Consider the following 19,680-nt stretch of genomic DNA (forward strand, 5'->3'; position numbering starts at 1 on the left):
AACAAAAAATAAAAGGATATTTCAAATTACAAATGAAATATCCTTTTAAGAAATCTAAAGTTAGTTATGCCTTTTCTTCCCAAATTTTACATATTTCTACAATAGTTTTTGTTGACATTTCCATATCTTGAATTGCAACATATTCGGTTACAGCATGGAAATTATGCCCGCCAGCAAAAATGTTTGGCGTCGGCAAACCCATAAAACTTAACCGTGATCCGTCTGTACCACCTCTAATTGGAGACTGGATTGGTTTAATTCCCAACCTTTCTAAAGCTTCAATTGCATTAGCTTCAATTTCCGGATGTTGAACTAAAATATTTTTCATATTTCTGTATTGTTCAATTACCTTAAAATTACTGCTTGATCCGGGGAATTTTTCTACGGTTTTGTTTACTAATTCTTCAAGATAATTTTCATATTCTTTTAATTTTGTATCAATAAAATCTCTAATGATAAATTTTAAAACTGTTTTTTCTTCATTCCCATTTATTGTTGTGCAATGAACATAACCTTCTCTTTTTTCTGTCGTTTCAGGAGATAGTTTATCTTTTGGTAAAAGTTCTAAAAAGTATGAAGCCATTTTTACTGAATTGATCATCTTTCCTTTTGCATAGCCGGGATGAACATTTTTCCCAATAAATTCAATGTTTACGGCATCTGCACTAAAAGTTTCTGTTTCAATTTCTCCTCTCGTTCCTCCGTCAATTGTGTAAGCATATTTTGCACCGAATTTTTCAACATTAAATTTTTCCGTTCCTCTACCAACTTCTTCATCCGGAGTAAAACAAATTTTTATTGTTCCGTGTTTTATTTCCGGATGTTGAACTAAATAATTCATTGCATCCATAATTTCTGCAATACCAGCTTTATCATCAGCGCCTAAAAGTGTTGTTCCATCTGTCGTTATTATATCAAATCCCAACATATCTTTTAGTTCCGGATTGTTCGCGACATCGATAATTTTACCATTTAACAAAGTAATATCGCTTCCATTATAATTTTTTACAATTTGCGGATTTACATCTTTCCCACTTACCGCCGGTGAAGTATCAACATGTGAAATAAATCCAATTACCGGAACATTTTTTTCTGTATTACTTTTTAGGGTTGCAATTACATAACCATTTTCATCCATGTGGGCATCGGTTAAACCAATTTCTTTTAATTCATCAACAAGATATTTTGAAAGTTCAAGCTGCTTGGGATCACTTGGAAATGTTGAAGACTCTTCATCCGATTGAGTATCAAATTTTACATATTTTAAAAATCTATCAACACAAGTAAACTTATAATTTGGATCGAACATATTTCCCTCAAAATTTTTATTTAATTAAATAGATTTATAATTTCATAATATCTAAAATGATTCTTAATTTCAATCTTACATTGATAAATTTTATATTGCATTTAGAATTTTTAGAAATCAATTCATAAAAAAAATGAATACTGTAACTTTAATTAAAAAGAAACGCGATAAAGAAGAATTAAATTATGCCGAAATTAATTTCCTAATTTCTTCATATAGCAAAAATTTAATTCCTGATTATCAATTTTCAGCATTTTTAATGGCTGGATTTTTAAATGGATTTACTGAAAATGAAACTTCGCATTTAACTAAAGCAATGCTTTATAGCGGAAAAGTTATCAACTTAAATCACATTAAAGGGAAGAAAGTTGATAAACATTCTACCGGCGGAGTTGGCGATAAAACCTCGCTAATAATAGCTCCAATTGCTGCTGCTGCGGGAGTTAATGTTCCAATGATTTCGGGTAGAGGTTTAGGTCATAGCGGTGGAACACTTGATAAGTTGGAAACAATTCCGGGATTTAATACAAATCTTTCGCTGGCACAATATCAAAGTATTTTACAAAAATGCGGAGCGGTTTTAATTGGACAAACAAAAGATGTTGCGCCGGCAGATAAGCTAATTTATGCTTTGCGCGATGTTACCGCAACTGTTGAATCAATTCCACTTATTACCGGAAGTATAATGAGTAAAAAATTAGCAGAAGGGATTGATGGTTTAGTTTTAGATGTTAAAACTGGAAGCGGCGCTTTTATGAAAACTTTAAAAGACGCAGACAAACTTGCTACTTCATTAATTGATACAGCAAAATCATTTGATAAAGAAGTTATTGCTTTTATTACAGATATGAATCAGCCTTTGGGAAATTATATTGGTAATTGGCTCGAAGTTTTTGAATCTGTAAAAATTTTACATGGTGAAAAAGTTAACGGTTTATATGAACTTTCGCTCAATCTTTCTGGAGCAATGATTTATCTTGGCGGAAAAGCAAAATCAATTGAAGAGGGCTATGAAATTTCTGAAGAGTTAATTAGGAATGGAAAAGCTTTTGATAAATTTCTTGAGATCGTAAAACTTCAGAAAGGCGATGTAAAATATGTAAAAAAACCGGAAAGTTATCCAAAAGCAAAATACTCAGAAATAATTTATTCCGAAAAAAACGGATATTTAAAATCATTAGATAATTACCAAATAGGAATGGCATCTTTGGAATTAGGGGCGGGTAGAATTACGAAAACAGATATAATTGATCCAACCGCCGGAATAATATTTTATCCAAAAATTGGTGATAAAATTAGCAAAGGTGAAAAAATTGCGGAACTGTTTTCAAATAAAAAAGTCAAAATAGAGGAAGCAAAATTACGAATTACAAATTCGATTACAATTTCATCAAATAAAGTAAAACCAGAAAAATTGATAAAAAAAATAATTAGTTAGCTTTGGAGGAAAAATGTATTTCATACTTGGTGTTTTAGTTGCGGTAGTTTTCTTCGCAATTCATGTAAGTGTAAAAAAGAATAAAAGATTTCAAGAGGCATCAATCACTTTAATTATTGCAATTGCATCAGCAATTTTTGCTTTTGCTCAAATATTTACTGTAATTCCGGCCGGTACTGTTGGAGTTGTAGATTTTCTTGGAACTGTAAGTGATAAAACTTTAAAACCCGGTGTTAATCTTGTAAATCCAGTTGCCCGAATTATAAAATATAGTTTTAAAACTCAAGAAATTAAAGAAACAATGACTGTTCCTTCAAAAGAGGGATTAAGTGTAAATTTGGAATTAAGTCTACAATTCCGCCTTGATCCATCCAAAACGAATGAAATTTATAAATCAATTGAAGGCGGAGATTATTTGAATGTAATTCTTGTTCCGCAATTTAGATCTGTTACACGAGGTGTAACAGCAAAATATGAAGCTAAAGCTTTGTATACGGCATCACGTAAACAATTGGAAGACGAAATTGTAAATGAACTTCAGCATTTAGTTGGTGATAGAGGAATTATTATTGAAAAAGCTCCATTGCGACAAGTCGCATTGCCAGAAAGATTAACACAATCAATTGAAGAAAAATTGCAAGCTGAGCAAGAAAGTCAGAGAATGTCCTTTATTCTCCAAAAGGAAGAACAAGAAGCAGATAGAAAAAGAATTGAAGCAAAGGGAATTGCGGATTTTCAAACAATTGTTAGCAATGGAATTAATGAAAATCTTTTAAAATGGAAAGGAATTGAAGCAACGGAGAAATTAGCAAATTCATCAAATTCAAAAATTGTTATAATTGGTTCTGGTAAGGATGGTTTACCAATTATTTTAGGAAACAACTAAAAAAAGTGTGCTAAAGTACTTTAAGTATTTTAGGCACTTTATGAATTTTAAGTATTTATAATTTTATTATGAAACCAAAGAAAATAAAACTTATTGATCAAAATATTTTATTAGTTGAATGGAACGACAATAATATAATTCAATTCCCATTAAAATTTTTACGTGATGAATCTCCCGATGCCGGAAATAAAGGCGAAACTATACTTTGGAAACATTATCCGCCGCCGCCGGCTGGTCCGGATAAACCTGGGAAATACGAAATTGCAGATATAAAAAGTGTGGGAAATTATGCAATTAGTATTACATGGAAAGATGGCTATGATTCTGGAATTTATTCTTGGGAATTACTTGAAAGATTTGCGGAATTTTTAAAGATTAAAAATTCGATAAATTAATTTATTCTTTTGATAAATAATTGTTAAATGAATATTTGCTTGTCATTGCGAAAATTTTTATGAGGCATCTTAAATCAATATAGAATTTTACAAAAATTATTTTTATTTAAAGATTTCACCTCACTAGAAAAAATCGTGATCGAGATGACAACTTCTTTCATTGAGTTTTAGAAATATATAAATGTAAATATTTCAGTTTTTTGTTGCAAAATTAAAATAGTACATTAAAATAAAAAACTTATAAAATGAAAATATTAATTGCAGATGATCATGCTGTTGTTAGAGAAGGATTAAAACAAATCGTTTCTCAAATTGATGAAATTGCATCAATTACAGAAGCTGAAAATGGTACACAAGTAGTTGATCTTGCGCTTAAAAATAAATATGATTTACTGCTTTTAGATATTTCAATGCCAGGGAAAAGTGGTTTTGAAATTTTAAGTTATTTAAAACAAATTAAACCGGAACTTCCAATTTTAATCATAAGTGTTCATCCGGAAAATCAATACGCAAAAAGAGTTTTAAAAGCCGGAGCTTCCGGTTATATTTCTAAATTTGCAAGTCCGGATGAATTAAAGCATGCAATTCTTACAAGTATAAAAGGCGGGAAATATATTTCTAGTGAATTGGCTCAAGAACTTGCAATGGGTTTAATAAAAAATAGAAGTGATAATCCTACAGAAATTCTATCAAACAGAGAATTTGAAGTAATGCGATTAATTGCTTGCGGAAAAACTGTTTCGGAAATTGCAGATGAAATTTGTCTAAGTATAAAAACTATAAGTACTTACAGATCAAGAATCTTAGCAAAAATGAATTTTAAGAATAATGCGGAAATTACCAAATATTGCATTATGAATAGTTTAGTTTAATTTTTTTGTAAGCTTATATCCTACATCATTAATCAAAATTGATTCACTTACAATAAGAATAATCCTATTATTTTTAGAAAAAGTTGTTGTTACTTTGTTAGCAGATAAACTTTCCGAATTAAGTTTGAGGTTAGTGAATGCAAAAGCTTATGATAGTTGACGATTCGGAACTATTAAGAACACGCCTTAAAAATATTATTGCCTCTGTAAGTAATATATTTATTGTTGCAGAGGCTTCCAATTCAATCGAAGGTCTTCAATTAATTAAACACACAAAGCCGGATATTTTAATCTTGGATATCAGAATTCCCGGTGCAAACGGATTAGATGTTTTAGCAAATATCCGCAAAGAAAATAAAAAAATGAAAGTTCTAATTGTTACAAATTATCCAAATGAACAATATCGAAACACCGCTTTAAAATTAGGTGCGGATTATTTCTTAAATAAATCTACTGAGTTTGAGCAAATTCCGGCAATCCTTTACGAAATATCAAATCCTAAGTATAAAAAAGTTGTAAATCAATAATCAAATCTTAAAGCAAAACTTATTTAAAATCTTATCTAATTAATATTAATAGATCATTGTGAACTTTAAATATTTTTCTGTTCTTCGATAATTTGTTAAAACTTGAGTTAATAATGAAAGGAAATTCTGAAAAGAAATTTCAAAATAATGAATTAAATAGTTTAATTTTTGAAAAGGCTATTGAAGCAAAACCTTTTGATTATATATTAAAAGATGAAACTTCGCTACAAAATGAACTTGCAAAATTACAAAGTACCGCATTAGAAGTTGCAGCAAACGGAATTGTTATCACTAATTCTGATGGCAAAATTATTTGGGTAAATAAAGCTTTTACCTTGTTAACCGGTTATACAAAAGAAGAAGCTTTGAATTGCAATCCAAGTGTATTAAAATCCGGTTATCACTCAGATGAATTCTACTTTGAACTTTGGCAAAAAGTAATTACCGGAAATGTTTGGCACGGTGAAATTATCAACAAAAAAAAGGATGGAAGTTTTTATACTGAAGAAATGACAATTACACCGGTAAAAAATTCGGATGGAATCATTACAAATTTTATTGCCATTAAACAAGATATCACAAAAAGAAAAGCCGCCGAACAAAAAATTGTAGATAACGAAGCAAAGTTTAAAGCAATTATTAATTCAACAAAAGATGCAATTATAACATTTAATCAAAATTTAGAAATAATTTTTTGGAATGAATCGGCAAAGTATTTATTTGGATATAGTGAAAATGAAGTTTTAAATAAATCAATTTCATCACTTCTTTTTCCGGAAGATAAAATTTCAGTCTTTGAAAATTACATCAAATCAATTATTACAATCGGTAAAGATTATAAAGCCTCATCAAGTTTTATAACAAAAGATAAAAATAGTAGAGAATTTGAATCAATACTTTCAATTTCATTAACTGAAGTTGACAAAGAATGGTATTTAACCGGCATTTGGAGAGAAAATCCAAAATCAATGAGCACTACGGAAAAAGATAAATTAATTGAATCACTTAAAAACGAATTAGAAATTCTAAAAAGCAATAACAATATTTTGAATACAATTCTTGATTTTTTACCTCACCAAATTTATGTGAAAGATGAAAAATCACGGTTTATGAAAGTAAACCAAACGATGATTAATTTCCTTGGATTAACAAAAGAAAGTGAAATAATTGGTAAAACGGATTTAGACTTTTTTGAGAAAAAAGTTGCAGATATTTATCTTAAAGAAGAAAAAGATATTATGTTAACCGGAAAACAATTTATCGGAAAGGAACATTTTGAAATTCACCAAAACGGAAAAATAACTTGGGGGAGAACTTCAAAGTTTCCTCTATTCAATAAAGAAAACAAAATTATTGGAACGTATGGAATTACTGTAGATTTAACGGAACGAAAACAAGTTGAAACGGAACTTCAAGAAAGTCAATACAGATTTAATAAATTAATTGAAAATGCTACACTAGGAATTTTAAGATTAGATGATAATGGAAAAATCATTATGGCTAATCCGGCATTAGTTAAAATGCTAAATTATTATTCACAAACAGAATTGGTTGGAACAAAATACTTAGAAATATATTCATCACATTCGGGTTTCTTTAAATTCCTAAAATTATTACGAATTGAAGAACGCATTTACGGTTATGAAGATACGCTTATAAAAAAAGATAAATCAAAAATTGATGTGAGACAAAGTGCTTGGGCAATAAAAGATAAAAATAATAAAACTTTATATTATGAAATTATTTTAGAAGATATTACCGAACAAAATGAAGTTTTAAGAGTTTTACATGAAGCAGAATTTAAATACAGAACATTAATTGATAAGTTAAATGAAGCAGTTTATCTTTTAATTAATAGAAGATTTGAAATTGCAAATAAGAAATTTCTTGAATTATTAGAAATTGATGAAAGTGATTTATTTTCAAAAAACTTCAATATGTTGGATTATTTAACTGAAGAAAGCAAAATAAGAATTTTGGATAGAGAAAAGAAAGTTGCCAGAGGTGAAAAAGTTCCTTCAAAATATGAAATTAGAATAATTTCAAAAAATGGTAATGAAAAAGATGTTGAAGTATCTGTAAGTTACATAACAATGAATAACAATATTGCTGTTCAAGGAATAATTAGAGATTTAACTGAAGTTAGAAAAAATGAAGCACAAATAAGGCATCTCCAAAAAATGGAAGCAATCGGTACCTTAGCTGCCGGAATTGCTCATGAAATAAACACTCCGTCCCAATTTATTAATGATAATCTATTTTTCTTAAATGAAACACAAAATTCTTTAAAACCAATTATTGAAATAATTAATAAAATAAAAAACGATAATTCTGATTTAAACGAGTTAAAATCAGCTTTAACAGATATTGATTTGGAATTTCTAAAAGATGAAATTCCTTCAGCAATTGAGCAATCAATTAAAGGAATAGAAAAAATTGCAAAAATAGTTGGCGCTATGCGTGATTTTTCACATTCCGGACCAAAAGAAAAAGTTGCAACAGATTTACATAGGTTGCTTCAAAATTCAATTACTATTTCAAGAAATGAATGGAAATATTACGCTGAAATGGTTACAGATTTTGATAAATCTATAAACTCGCTAATTTGTTATGCTTCAGATTTAGGCCAAGTTTTTGTTAATATTATTGTAAATGCATCGCACGCTTTAGAAAGTAAATTAAAAAATGAAAATGCAGCTAAAGGGCAAATTATTATTAAAACTATAAATAAAACAGAATTTGTAGAAATTATTGTAAAAGATAACGGAATTGGAATGTCTAAAAAAATTAAAGAAAGGATTTTTGAACCATTTTTTACAACTAAAGAAGTAGGCAAAGGTACCGGACAAGGATTATCAATAGCTTATGATATTATAGTCAATAAACATAAAGGCAGTATTGAAGTTGAAACCGAAGAAAATATTGGAACAAGTTTTATAATCAGATTGCCGGTTATTCAAGATTAATAAGGAAAGTAAATTCGAAATGAACCTAAGTGTATTATTCGTTGATGATAATGAAAATGTTCTTTCGGGAATTAGAAGAATGATGTACCCGTTAAAAAAAGACTGGAAACTTTATTATGCAAACGGAAGAAACGAAGCAATAAATATTTTAAATAGTAATTTTATTGATGTTATTATTTCAGATATTAGAATGCCGAGAGTGGACGGCACTCAACTTTTGCAAGAAGTAAAAGAAAAATTTCCAAGTATAATTAGGATTACACTTTCCGGCTACGCAAATGATGAATTAGCACTAAAGAATTCTAAAATTGTTCATCAATCACTTTTAAAACCAACAAGTCCAAAAATTTTAATTTCTACAATTGAAAGACTAATTCGCTTAAAAGAAACATTGAATAATGAAGAATTACAAAAAATTGTTAATGGATTAGACACTTTGCCAAGTTTGCCAGAAATTTATATTAAACTTGAAAATGAAATTAATTCACAAAATACTTCAATTGATAAAATTGGAAATATAATTGATAAAGATCCTATAATAACTGCAAAAATTCTTCAGCTTACAAATTCTGCATTTTTCGGATTACCACATAATATTACAAATATTAAACAAGCTTTGAACTTTTTAGGAATTAAAATGATTCAAACATTGGTGTTAACAATAAAACTTTTTAAAATGTTTGAAGATAAAAATCAAAATTCAAAATTATTTAAAGACGTTTGGGAACACTGTAACAAAGTTGCAATATTGGCAAGAAGAATTGCAATACTCAAATCGTTTTCAAGTGAGGATATTGAAGATTCATATTTAAGCGGATTGCTTCATGAAATTGGTAAATTAATTCTATTAAGTAATTATTCAACCGAAGAAATAGATATACTTTTCTCAAAAACTTCGCATGCAAATATTGGCGCATATTTATTGGGAGTTTGGGGTTTGCCAAATTCAATTGTTGAAGCAGTTGCATTTCATAACATTTATATTTTTATGGAAACGGATCAATTTACTCCCACAAAAGCAATTTACATTGCTAATAAAATTTCAAAAAATAAAAAATATAATTTTGAAGATTTGAATGAACAAAATATTGATGAAATAATTTCGGAATTTGACAAAGAAGATGGAGAATTTTCTCATGAATCCTAAAATACTTCTTGTTGATGATGAAGAACATGTGCTCGCCGGATATAGAAGAACTTTACGTTCTCACTTTGAAATTTTTACATCAACTTCCGGAAAATTAGCACTTTCTACTTTAAAACAAGAGGGACCATTTGCAGTTGTTGTTTCTGATTATAAAATGCCAGAAATGAATGGAAATAAATTTCTTTCTCTTGTTAAAGATTTTGCACCGGATTCGGTAAGAATTATGTTAACCGGTTTTGCTGATTTATCAACAACAATGGAAGCCGTTAATGAAGGAAATATTTTTAGATTATTAACAAAACCTTGTTCTGTTGATAAATTACTTTCCTCAATAAATGATGGAGTAAAACAATTCAATTTAATCAATGCAGAGAAAGAATTACTCGAAAAAACTTTAAAAGGTACAATAAAAATTTTAATAGATATTCTCTCAACCGTAAATCCCGTAGCTTTTAGCAGAGTTTCAAGATTTCAAAAATTTATTCCGCAAATTTCAAGTTTATTAAATATTGAAAATAAATGGGAAGTTGAAGTAAGCTCGTTGCTTTCGCAAATTGGACTTGTAACAATGCCGCCGGAAATATTGGAAAAAAAATTTAAAGGAGAGAATTTAGAAGTTGAACTTGAAAATATTTTTAATCAACATCCACAAATTGCAAAATCTTTTCTGAAAAATATTCCGCGTTTGGAAAATATTACCGAGTCTATTTATTACCAATTTCATCCATTTAAAAATGAAAACAAAAATGAAGTTTGTGAAGAAAAACTTCCGATTGCATCAAGAATTCTTTATGTGTTAAATAAATTTGATAGTTATGTAACAACTGGATTATCTTTTGAAGATGCTTATGATGAATTAAAAAAAAATGAAGATGAATTTGATCCAAATGTTTTAATTGCTTTGGATGCAGCAATTGCCGGAATATATCAAAATTTAAAATTAGTTTCTACCACTATTGAAGATGTTGAACCTGGTGTTGTTGCTGCTGCTGATATTATTGATAAGAATGGATTTGTGCTTATTACAAAAGGTGCTGAAATTACAAATATGATGAAACTAAAATTATTGAATTACAACAAATTGGGAAATGTTAAAAAGGAAATAAAGGTTTTAAAATAAAAACTGAGTAAAAATAAATTTTAAATTCTTTATGAAAATTAAAAAATACTTTTACTCAGTTTAGTTTACAATTTTTGTGTAATGGAAATTGCGCCTCTTAAATCACCAATTTTATAACCAATTGCTTTATCATCCGGATAATTTTTCTTTATTACATCTTTTACTTCGGCAATAATTTCATTTTCATTTCCATGACAATTTAAACACGGAGCTTCAATTAAAATTGGTTTTAAATATCTAATTGATTCTTCACCGTTTACATTAATTTTTTTAATGATTTCCGTTTTCTCGTTTAAATTATTTTCGGACAATAATTTAATAAACTCATCAATTCCCTTCTGCTCATATTCATCGGGATAATTTTCACTATTTCTATTTTTATAACTTACTCTTTTAACTTTCAGTTTCATAGTTTCTGAATATAATTTCGTTAAATCCGCAGCAGTATCTGAGCAGACAGTTACAGCTTTTAAGGGTCCGCCTTCGTGCATATTTTTCATTAAAACGGTTTTTAAACCGACTAAATATTCTTTTGCATATCCTCTAAATTCTTCAGAATATTTTTTTTCATCAAACTTATCTTCTTGTTTGCATGAAACAAAAAATAATATTGTTGTTATTAAGAGAGTTATTAAAAATTTCATTTTGATTATTTCTTATTTTGCTTTTGGTAAAGAAAATTCTGGTGCAATATATTTTTTATCCGAAACATAACTTTTGGCCAATGCTTTATTTATATCGTTAACATATTGAGCTTTTTCAATCAAACCTTGATAATAAGAAACAATATAGCCTTCTTTATCAACTACAAATGAAGTAGGAATTGAATTTATTCCGCCATATTGTTGAGCAACATTCATATCACCAATTAAAATTGGATAATTAATTCCATACTCTTTTATAAAAGGAACAACATCATTTTTTGTTGCGCCGCCTCTTGTAAAAGTATCTAGAGAAATCCCAATAATTTCAACGCCTTTATCTTTAAATTCTTTTTTAATTTGAATTAAATCCGGAATTCCTTTTCTACATGGCGGACACCAAGTTGCCCAAAAATCAATAATTACAACTTTTCCTTTGTAATCTGAAAGATTTACCAAATTTGACGTATCCACATTATAATTCGGCGGATATGGTCCTTCTTCGGATTCACCATTTGTGTTGTTAATAATAAAGAAAAACAAAACAGCAGCTAAAAACATTCCGGTATATAAATAGCTTCTGTGTTTGGGATTTTGAAAATCAAATTTTTTGTTTGATGTATTTTGAGTTTTTTCGTTATTGCTCATTCACTTCTCCTAAATCATTTAATTTTTATTTTTTGCAGAAAGATTGTTTAAATCGGAAACAAATTTACTAATTTCTGAATCAGAAAAACCTTTTTCTTTTGCGGCATTTTCTAATGTTCCCCAAATTGGTTCACCGCATCTTAAACATCTAATTCCTTTTTCCATCAAATAAACAACCGCATCGGGAATTTGTTTCACCAAATCTTCAATTTCTATTTCTTTAGTTACCATTTTCTTCTTTAATTTTCTTTTTGGAAGGAATTGAAATTAAAAATCCTACCGCCGCACCATAAACAGTTGAAATAAATGGATTGCTTGTAATTGGGCATCCGCCTGAATTACATCCAATAAAATGATAATATGCATATCCTAAAATAGCACCGCTTAAAACCGGTAAAATTCTTTTATAAACTATATACATTTATTTTCTTTATAAATTGTAGTAATTTGATGCACAAGTTCAATTTGGGATTCGAGAAAATTATAAATTTTTCTAAAAATTTCTGATGACAAAAAAAACATTTTATTTATTTGTTATATCGTTTTTAATAATCCATTTTTTCATTTCAAATTTTTGGCAAAAAGAATTTAGAAATCAATTATTTACGAATAAAAAAAATCAAGAAACAAAGTTTTTCCCCGCTGATTTTGAAATGTTAAAAAGAACTTTTCCGTATTATGATTTTAAACAAAATGCTTACAATGAATTATTAGCACAATTTAAAAATTTACGAGAAGAGCAAAGACTAAAAAAAAAGAATAATTTAGAATGGGAATTTGTTGGTCCCACAAATATTGGTGGAAGAGTTGTTGATATTGAATTTAATCCGCAAAATCCAAATATAGTTTATGCCGCAGCGGCAACAGGCGGAGTTTTTAAATCAGAAGATATGGGAATAAATTGGTTCCCGATTTTTGATGATCAGCCGTGTTTATCAATAGGAGACATTGGAATTGATCCGCAAAATCCCAATGTAATTTATGTTGGAACTGGAGAAGCAAACGGCGGACATAATAATTTTCCCGGTGTAGGTATTTTTAAATCTATTGATGCAGGAGAAACTTGGAACTTTATTGGATTGGATTCATCGGTTTCAATTGGGAGAATTTTGGTTGATCCAAATAATTCGCAAAAAATTTGGGTTGCAGCAGTTGGAAGTTATTTTACACCAAATTCACAAAGAGGAATTTTTCTAAGCGAAGACGGGGGAGTAAATTGGGAAAAATCTTTATTCGTTTCTGATTCAACCGGAGCAATTGATTTGGTAATTAATCCAATTAATTCCGATGAAATTTTTGCGGCAATGTGGGAAAGAGTTAGGCGACCAGTTTTTATTTCGAACACTCATCTTTATGGACCAACTAGCGGAATTTACAAAACAATTAATGGCGGGAAAACTTGGGGAAAATTTGGAACCGAAAATGGTTTGCCTAATGAAGCAAATGAAAATATCGGAAGAATTGGATTGAGCATTTCTCTATCAAATCCTCAAATTATTTATGCAACTTTTAGCGATGGAAATTTTTTAACCGGAATTTATAAATCGATTGATAGCGGAGAAAATTGGATAAAAACAAATTCTGATTTTACGGGAAGCGGAAATTTTGGCTGGTATTTTGGTCAAGTTAGAGTTCATCCGCAAACTCCGGAAACAATATTTGTTTTAGATGTGCCGCTTTTAAAATCAACAAACAGCGGTGTAAATTGGGATTTCAGTTACGGTTATGGAATTGATTTTCTCCTTCATGTTGATCATCATGCTTTGGCATTTCATCCAAATAATCCGGATTATATAATTTCCGGAAATGACGGTGGAATAAATATTTCTCAAGATGGCGGAATTACTTGGTCAAATCCGGTTCAACTTCCCACAACTCAATTTTATGAAATCGGTTTGGATAAAAATAATCCTAAAACTTTTTTGGGCGGAACACAAGATAACGGAACTATTATTACAAATTCCGGAAACGAAATTAACTGGGAGAGAATTTTAGGCGGAGATGGATTTTATGCAATAGTTGATCCAAATAATTCCAATATAATTTTTGCAGAATCGCAATTTGGAAATTTATTTAAAAGTATTGATGGAGGAAAAAATTTTAATTTGGCGTTGAATGGAATTAATCAGAGTGAGCCAACAAATTGGTCAACTCCGATTGTTATAGATCCCAATAATTCTAATGTTTTGTATTACGGAACATATAAAATATACAGAACAATAAATTCCGCAGAAACTTGGAATTCTATTAGCCAAAAATTGACTGATTATAATTCAGATAAAAAAATTGGTACAATTTCTACAATTGCCATTTCGCCTTCAGACTCAAATGTTATTTACATTGGTACGGATGATGGGAATATTTGGGTAACAAAAAATTACGGAATAACTTGGGAAAAAATTTCTAATAATCTTCCGCAAAGATGGGTTACAAGAGTTGCTGTTCATCCAACAAAAGAAAATATTGTTTATGCAACTTTTTCCGGTTTGCGTTGGGCAGAACCGCAATCTCATGTTTATAGAAGTGAAAACTTTGGCGAAAGCTGGCAAGAAATTAATAATGGCTTACCAGATGCACCAGTTAACGCTTTTGAAATTGATAAAATAAATCCAAAAATTCTTTATCTTGGAAATGATATTGGAGTATTTGTAAGTTACGATGAAGGGAATAATTGGGAAATTTTGGGAAATAATCTGCCAATTGTTGTTATAAACGATATGAAAATTCATCCCACGGAAAATTATTTAGCAATTGGAACACATGGAAGAGGAATTTTTAAATTGGATTTGAATCCTATTACAAAAGTTGATTACGATAAAATAGAAATTCCGAATGAATTTATTTTATATCAAAACTATCCAAATCCGTTTAACCCAACAACAACTATTGAATATAACGTTTCGTCAAACCTTGCTTATCAGCAGAAACGTGAAATGTCAAATGTAGAAACGTTTAATGCAACTTCTCTACAATTAAATGTGTTTGATGTTTTAGGAAAAAAAATTAAAACATTAATTAACGAAAAAAAATATCCGGGAAATTATAAAGTAACTTTTAATGCAGAAAATCTTCCAAGCGGAATTTATTTTTATAAATTAAAATCCGGTAAAACTGAAATTGTGAAAAAAATGGTACTAATGAAATAAATTTAATTTGTGATGCCGACCAAAGTTTGATAATAATACTTTCCTATATTTTGATTACATCAAAACTATTTTTTTCTTAATTTAAGAATTAATAATTTAATTCAAATCCGATGCAAAAGAATTTTTCGATATTAATTATAATAATTTTTGTATCACTTCTAACTTTTTGCAGTGCGCCCCATAATAATCCACTTGATCCTGAAAATCCAAATAATGAAATTAGTTTAATCGAAGGTTTTATTAAGTCAGTTAAAATTCCCCAAATACCAATAAAAGATGTAAAAATATTTTGGCAAAACGGCGGAATAATTACAAATTCTGATGTAAATGGATATTTCAAAATTGAAAATCTTGAACAAAAAGACGGTTGGTTAATTATTGAAAAATCCGGTTACTCAACAGATTCCATTTATGTTAGTTTTAATTATCAAAGAAAAATTTCGCAAAATATTTTCCTTAATGCAATTCCAATTATTTCTGAACTTAAATTTTATAGTATTACAGAAAATAAATATCCTTCTCAGCAGATTTATAGTATTGGAATTAAATTAAAAATTAATGATGAAGAAAACGATGTTGATTCTGTATTTATCGAAAATTCTGAGCTGAAAATAAATAAACAACTTTTGTACAACTCAACAAAAAAATATTATGAAAATTCAATAACATTGGAAGATTTGAAAATCACATCGATAGATATTGTAATTGGTAAAGAGTTTAAATTAAATGTTATGGATGCTGAATCAAAAAAGTTTGAAATAGGAAAAACAAATATTAAAAGAATAATTAAAGAAGAAATTTCTGCAATTTCACCGCTTGGAAAAGATACGGTAGATTCTCCAAATCCAATACTGGCTTGGAACAGATTTAAACCCGGTTTTGATTTTAGATATTTAATTGAAATTTATACAGATGAGATAGCGCCAAGATTAATTTGGCAAAGTGATGTTAATTTTGAAGAAATACAATTGCAGACAAATGCAAATTTACAAAGCGGTGAATACTTTTGGGTAATTTGGGCAATTGATGAATTTGAAAATAGAACAAGATCAAAACCTTCAAGTTTTATAGTAGAATAAATTATGCAGAAAAATTTTCCAAATATAAGCGAGCTTAAAAATCTTACAAAAGATCAATACGAGGCTTTATATAATTTGAGTCAAACTTTAAATTCGGCATCTCAAGAAGAATCTTTGATAGAAAATATAATTGATATTTTGATTGAAGTTACAAATGCTGAACGAGGTTTATTTGCAAAATATGATTCGGAAACTTTTAAATTTTCAATCGTATCTGCAAGAAATTTGAAGAAAGAAAATATTTCTGATTTATCAAATTTTTCATCAAGTGTAATGCAGCAGGTTGTAAATAAAAATAAACCTGTTTTATATCATGATGTTCAATCAAACCCAAAACTCACACAGTTCGAGAGCGTTCAACTTCATAAAATAACTTCTATTCTTGGAGTTCCGATTAAAAAAAATGAAAATATTTGGGGAGTAATTTTAGTTGATAGTCAAACCGACCGAAAAGAATTTACGGATAAAAATTTATTGTTTCTGCAATTTTTCTCAAATCTTGCATCAATAACTTTTGATAAAATTTTTGAAATAGAAAATCTTGCTGATGAAAATATTCGCTTGAAAAATGTATTGGAATCATTTGAAAATATTCCGGATATGATTGGAGAAAGCAAGCCAATTAAGGAATTAACCAATACAATTCATAAAGTAGCAAATACAGATGCAACAGTTCTAATTCTTGGCGAAAGCGGCTCTGGTAAAGATTTGGTAGCGCGTGCAATTCATAATTTAAGTCATCGAAAAGATTTTCCTTATTTAGCACAATTCTGCGGATCAATTCCCGATAGTCTTTTAGAAAGTGAACTTTTCGGTTATGTGAAGGGAGCATTTACAGGCGCAATAAAAGACAAAAAAGGGCTTTTCGAAATAGCCGATAACGGAACATTTTTCTTAGATGAAATTGCGGATATCTCAAGCGCGCTTCAAGCAAAGTTGCTCCGCGTTATTGAGAATAAAGAAATAATTCGACTTGGCGATACAAAAGTTAAAAAAATAAATGTTAGAATTTTAACAGCGACAAATAAAAATCTTAAAAAATTAGTTGAAGAAGGAAAATTTCGCGAAGATTTGTATTACAGATTAAATGTTTTTCCAATTTATGTTCCGGCATTAAGAGAAAGAAAAGAAGATATTCCCCTTCTTGCAAAATATTTTATTGAGCAGAATGGAAACAAAAATATCAAATTAAATTTAAATGCAATAAATAAATTAGAAAAATATTCTTGGCCTGGAAATGTTAGACAATTGCAAAATGTTTTAAGTCGTGCAATAATTTTAACATCTAACGGAATAATTAATGATGAACATATTGCATTGGAAAATGAAAGCAGCGAAAGTTTTAACAAAAGAACTTTACATGAAATTGAAATGAAAATTCTTCTTGATAGATTAAATGAATTTCAAGGGAACAAAACTTTAGCTGCAAAGTCTCTTGATGTTTCGGTAAGATGGATTCAATTAAAAATGAAAGAATTTAATAGTGAATCCGAATGAAAGAAAATTTAAATGAGATATTATTTAAGAAATTTGAGATTTTAAACTGCTTCAAGAAAGATGAACATTCAGCAGTTTATTTGGCAAATCATATTTTTTTGGAAAAAAAGGTCTTTTTAAAAATTTTAAATACCGAAACAATTCCGGATTCTTCAATTATTGAAAGATTTAAGAGAGAAGCTAAAATCCTTGCCCAGCTTGAACATCCGAACATTATAAAAGTTTTCGATTTCGGAATGTTTGAAAACTTTTTCTACATTTCGTTTGAATATTTCGAAAGTAAAAATCTTCGCGAAGTTTTAAATTCTATAAAATTATCTGATGAAAATAAAAAAGATATTTTTCTGCAAATTGTAAAAGCTCTGGATTTTGCACATTCCAAAAACGTAATTCACAGAGATATTAAACCGGAAAATATTTTAATTAATGAAAACCTCGAAGTAAAATTGACAGATTTCGGGTTAGCACAAGATGCGTTAAATAATTTTGTTACACAAAAATATTCTGTTGTTGGAACTCCGGCTTACATGTCGCCCGAGCAAATTCAAGGTGAATCTTTAACTTATAAAAGTGATTTGTTTTCTTTGGGAATTACAGCAGCAGAATTATTTCTCAGTAAAAATTTATTTTTGGGCGAAAACACAAACGAAACGATTAATAATATAATTTCATTCAATGAAGAAAATTATCAATCAGAGTTTGAGATTTTATCTGATGAAATTAGAAAAGTTATTAAAGGATTGCTTGCCGCAAATCCAGAAAATAGATTTGAATCGTGCAAAAATATTTTAGAAATTTTTAATGTACAAAATGTGTACCCAAACAAAATTGAAAAAAAGTATGAAAAGAAAATTCTTATTCCAATTTTAATTTTTATAGGAATTTTTAGTTTAATAATTTTGTTGAAATTTTTATTGAACAATTTTGAAGATAAAAATTCTAAAGATAATAATCTCAAATCAGAAAATTTTTCGGATACAAATTTTATAAATCAACAAAACTCCAAATCTGCAAAAGTTGATACTCAAAAAAAATCGGAAATTGAAAATGCTGAAAATTTAATTCCTCAAAATTTTGATAAAATAATTTCATCAGAAAATTTAAATTCAGCTCAAAATATTTTTGGCGAGCTATATGTAAAATGTTATCCTTGGGCAAAAGTTTATTTAAATAATAAATTTATAGAAACAACTCCGCTCGAAAATAATATTAATACAAAATCCGGAAATTACTTACTAACATTGGTTCATCCGGAATATCCAAAATTTTCAGATAGTATAAAAATTATTCCAAACAAACTTACTTTTGTAGAAATAAATTTAGATACGTTATTTGGATATTTTAATTGCCAAGTTTTTCCTTGGGGAGAAATTTTTATAAACGGTGAAAAAAAAGGAGTTACTCCACTTGAATTTCCGATTAAGCTGTTTGAAGGAAATTATAAATTGACAATTAAAAACCCGCAGTTTTCGGAAATTGAGCAAAAAATTAAAATTGTAAAAAATGATACATTGAGCATGAAGTTTAATATGAAAAATTATCAATAAATTTTTATGGTATGGTAATTGATAAATTATAAATTTAGGTCAGTCTGGAAATTTTAATTATGAAAAAATTTTTAATAATATTTTTCTTTTTTTCTGCAATTCAATATTCTCAGTTTGATTATTGGGAAACTTTTAATACAATGCCAAAACCAGTTGCCGGTGGAGATATTTGGCAAAATAATGAAAACATTTTTATTATCGGCGGATATTCTGATTCAACACAAAATTATACAAATTGGATTCAGCGATATAATTTATTTTTAAATCAATGGGATTTGGATACAATAAAAACAGCAAGATTTGGACTTGTTGTTGAAAATTATAATAATAAAATTTATTTCTTCGGCGGAGTAAATTCTGAAGATTCTTCAATTTCCGGAATTTCAAATTGGGAAGCAGATTTTACAAATGAAAATACTTTGCAATTTAATTTTAATTTCAATAGAATTTTTTCTACTGGAC

General features: G+C 28.5%; 17 protein-coding genes. 12 read left to right on the plus strand and 5 right to left on the minus strand.

All coding sequences use genetic code 11. The features are described from left to right. Nucleotides 1-64: 64 nt before the first annotated feature. Nucleotides 65-1,309: a peptidase T gene (gene pepT / locus IPM32_02570; protein MBK8944131.1), complete on the minus strand. Its 1,245-nt coding sequence runs from the start codon at nt 1,307-1,309 to the stop codon at nt 65-67. Between the two features lie 133 nt (nt 1,310-1,442). Between pepT and IPM32_02575 the strand changes: the two genes are divergently transcribed. The 8 genes from IPM32_02575 (at nt 1,443) to IPM32_02610 (ending at nt 10,660) form a co-directional block, all read left to right on the plus strand. After that, entirely contained in the window at nt 1,443-2,747 is a 1,305-nt protein-coding gene (locus IPM32_02575) for a thymidine phosphorylase (protein MBK8944132.1), read from the plus strand. A 13-nt stretch (nt 2,748-2,760) separates the two neighbouring features. Further along, nucleotides 2,761-3,633 carry a prohibitin family protein gene (locus tag IPM32_02580; protein MBK8944133.1) on the plus strand — a complete coding sequence of 291 codons (873 nt, stop codon included), beginning with the start codon at nt 2,761-2,763 and terminating at the stop codon, nt 3,631-3,633. Between the two features lie 68 nt (nt 3,634-3,701). Next, the gene (locus IPM32_02585) at nt 3,702-4,028 is read left to right on the plus strand and encodes a DUF971 domain-containing protein (protein ID MBK8944134.1); all 327 of its coding nucleotides are present in this window, start codon (nt 3,702-3,704) and stop codon (nt 4,026-4,028) included. A 245-nt stretch (nt 4,029-4,273) separates the two neighbouring features. After that, nucleotides 4,274-4,900 carry a response regulator transcription factor gene (locus tag IPM32_02590; GenBank protein ID MBK8944135.1) on the plus strand — a complete coding sequence of 209 codons (627 nt, stop codon included), beginning with the start codon at nt 4,274-4,276 and terminating at the stop codon, nt 4,898-4,900. Between the two features lie 137 nt (nt 4,901-5,037). Then, a complete protein-coding gene (locus IPM32_02595; protein ID MBK8944136.1) occupies nt 5,038-5,427 on the plus strand; it encodes a response regulator transcription factor in 390 nt (129 codons plus the stop codon). 113 nt (nt 5,428-5,540) lie between these two features. Next, a complete protein-coding gene (locus IPM32_02600) occupies nt 5,541-8,393 on the plus strand; it encodes a PAS domain S-box protein (GenBank protein MBK8944137.1) in 2,853 nt (950 codons plus the stop codon). Nucleotides 8,394-8,412: 19 nt separating this feature from the next. Next, the gene (locus IPM32_02605) at nt 8,413-9,540 is read left to right on the plus strand and encodes an HDOD domain-containing protein (protein ID MBK8944138.1); all 1,128 of its coding nucleotides are present in this window, start codon (nt 8,413-8,415) and stop codon (nt 9,538-9,540) included. Then, the gene (locus tag IPM32_02610; GenBank protein MBK8944139.1) at nt 9,530-10,660 is read left to right on the plus strand and encodes a response regulator; all 1,131 of its coding nucleotides are present in this window, start codon (nt 9,530-9,532) and stop codon (nt 10,658-10,660) included. The genes IPM32_02605 and IPM32_02610 overlap by 11 nt, the downstream gene beginning before the upstream one ends. A 65-nt stretch (nt 10,661-10,725) precedes the next feature. On the opposite strand, the gene IPM32_02615 is transcribed toward IPM32_02610, so the two are convergent. The 4 genes from IPM32_02615 to IPM32_02630 are packed head-to-tail and all read right to left on the minus strand — an operon-like array spanning nt 10,726 to nt 12,370. Then, nucleotides 10,726-11,304 carry a DUF3365 domain-containing protein gene (locus IPM32_02615; GenBank protein MBK8944140.1) on the minus strand — a complete coding sequence of 193 codons (579 nt, stop codon included), beginning with the start codon at nt 11,302-11,304 and terminating at the stop codon, nt 10,726-10,728. A 12-nt stretch (nt 11,305-11,316) separates the two neighbouring features. Continuing rightward, entirely contained in the window at nt 11,317-11,949 is a 633-nt protein-coding gene (locus IPM32_02620; GenBank protein ID MBK8944141.1) for a TlpA family protein disulfide reductase, read from the minus strand. 18 nt (nt 11,950-11,967) lie between these two features. Then, nucleotides 11,968-12,180: a DUF1858 domain-containing protein gene (locus IPM32_02625; protein ID MBK8944142.1), complete on the minus strand. Its 213-nt coding sequence runs from the start codon at nt 12,178-12,180 to the stop codon at nt 11,968-11,970. Continuing rightward, entirely contained in the window at nt 12,170-12,370 is a 201-nt protein-coding gene (locus tag IPM32_02630; GenBank protein MBK8944143.1) for a hypothetical protein, read from the minus strand. Before IPM32_02630 ends, IPM32_02625 begins: the two co-directional genes overlap by 11 nt. Before the next feature lie 232 nt (nt 12,371-12,602). Here IPM32_02630 and IPM32_02635 point away from each other — a divergent pair, with 232 nt between their 5' ends. The 4 genes from IPM32_02635 (at nt 12,603) to IPM32_02650 (ending at nt 19,218) form a co-directional block, all read left to right on the plus strand. Then, nucleotides 12,603-15,095, plus strand: coding sequence for a T9SS type A sorting domain-containing protein (locus IPM32_02635; protein ID MBK8944144.1), 2,493 nt, complete (start codon nt 12,603-12,605; stop codon nt 15,093-15,095). A gap of 110 nt (nt 15,096-15,205) precedes the next feature. Next, entirely contained in the window at nt 15,206-16,174 is a 969-nt protein-coding gene (locus IPM32_02640) for a hypothetical protein (GenBank protein MBK8944145.1), read from the plus strand. 3 nt (nt 16,175-16,177) lie between these two features. Then, nucleotides 16,178-17,671 carry a sigma 54-interacting transcriptional regulator gene (locus IPM32_02645; protein MBK8944146.1) on the plus strand — a complete coding sequence of 498 codons (1,494 nt, stop codon included), beginning with the start codon at nt 16,178-16,180 and terminating at the stop codon, nt 17,669-17,671. Then, nucleotides 17,668-19,218, plus strand: a complete 1,551-nt coding sequence (locus tag IPM32_02650) for a serine/threonine protein kinase (protein MBK8944147.1) — start codon at nt 17,668-17,670, stop codon at nt 19,216-19,218. Before IPM32_02645 ends, IPM32_02650 begins: the two co-directional genes overlap by 4 nt. Nucleotides 19,219-19,680 lie beyond the last annotated feature (462 nt).

This window comes from Ignavibacteriota bacterium (assembly GCA_016716225.1).
Taxonomy (GTDB): domain Bacteria; phylum Bacteroidota; class Ignavibacteria; order Ignavibacteriales; family Melioribacteraceae.

Bases quoted from the DNA above. Each gene is read 5' to 3' on its own strand.
- pepT (MBK8944131.1), bottom strand. From the start codon at position 1,309: ATGTTCGATCCAAATTATAAGTTTACTTGTGTTGATAGATTTTTAAAA.
- IPM32_02575 (MBK8944132.1), top strand. From the start codon at position 1,443: ATGAATACTGTAACTTTAATTAAAAAGAAACGCGATAAAGAAGAATTA.
- IPM32_02580 (MBK8944133.1), top strand. From the start codon at position 2,761: ATGTATTTCATACTTGGTGTTTTAGTTGCGGTAGTTTTCTTCGCAATT.
- IPM32_02585 (MBK8944134.1), top strand. From the start codon at position 3,702: ATGAAACCAAAGAAAATAAAACTTATTGATCAAAATATTTTATTAGTT.
- IPM32_02590 (MBK8944135.1), top strand. From the start codon at position 4,274: ATGAAAATATTAATTGCAGATGATCATGCTGTTGTTAGAGAAGGATTA.
- IPM32_02595 (MBK8944136.1), top strand. From the start codon at position 5,038: ATGCAAAAGCTTATGATAGTTGACGATTCGGAACTATTAAGAACACGC.
- IPM32_02600 (MBK8944137.1), top strand. From the start codon at position 5,541: ATGAAAGGAAATTCTGAAAAGAAATTTCAAAATAATGAATTAAATAGT.
- IPM32_02605 (MBK8944138.1), top strand. From the start codon at position 8,413: ATGAACCTAAGTGTATTATTCGTTGATGATAATGAAAATGTTCTTTCG.
- IPM32_02610 (MBK8944139.1), top strand. From the start codon at position 9,530: ATGAATCCTAAAATACTTCTTGTTGATGATGAAGAACATGTGCTCGCC.
- IPM32_02615 (MBK8944140.1), bottom strand. From the start codon at position 11,304: ATGAAATTTTTAATAACTCTCTTAATAACAACAATATTATTTTTTGTT.
- IPM32_02620 (MBK8944141.1), bottom strand. From the start codon at position 11,949: ATGAGCAATAACGAAAAAACTCAAAATACATCAAACAAAAAATTTGAT.
- IPM32_02625 (MBK8944142.1), bottom strand. From the start codon at position 12,180: ATGGTAACTAAAGAAATAGAAATTGAAGATTTGGTGAAACAAATTCCC.
- IPM32_02630 (MBK8944143.1), bottom strand. From the start codon at position 12,370: ATGTATATAGTTTATAAAAGAATTTTACCGGTTTTAAGCGGTGCTATT.
- IPM32_02635 (MBK8944144.1), top strand. From the start codon at position 12,603: ATGTTAAAAAGAACTTTTCCGTATTATGATTTTAAACAAAATGCTTAC.
- IPM32_02640 (MBK8944145.1), top strand. From the start codon at position 15,206: ATGCAAAAGAATTTTTCGATATTAATTATAATAATTTTTGTATCACTT.
- IPM32_02645 (MBK8944146.1), top strand. From the start codon at position 16,178: ATGCAGAAAAATTTTCCAAATATAAGCGAGCTTAAAAATCTTACAAAA.
- IPM32_02650 (MBK8944147.1), top strand. From the start codon at position 17,668: ATGAAAGAAAATTTAAATGAGATATTATTTAAGAAATTTGAGATTTTA.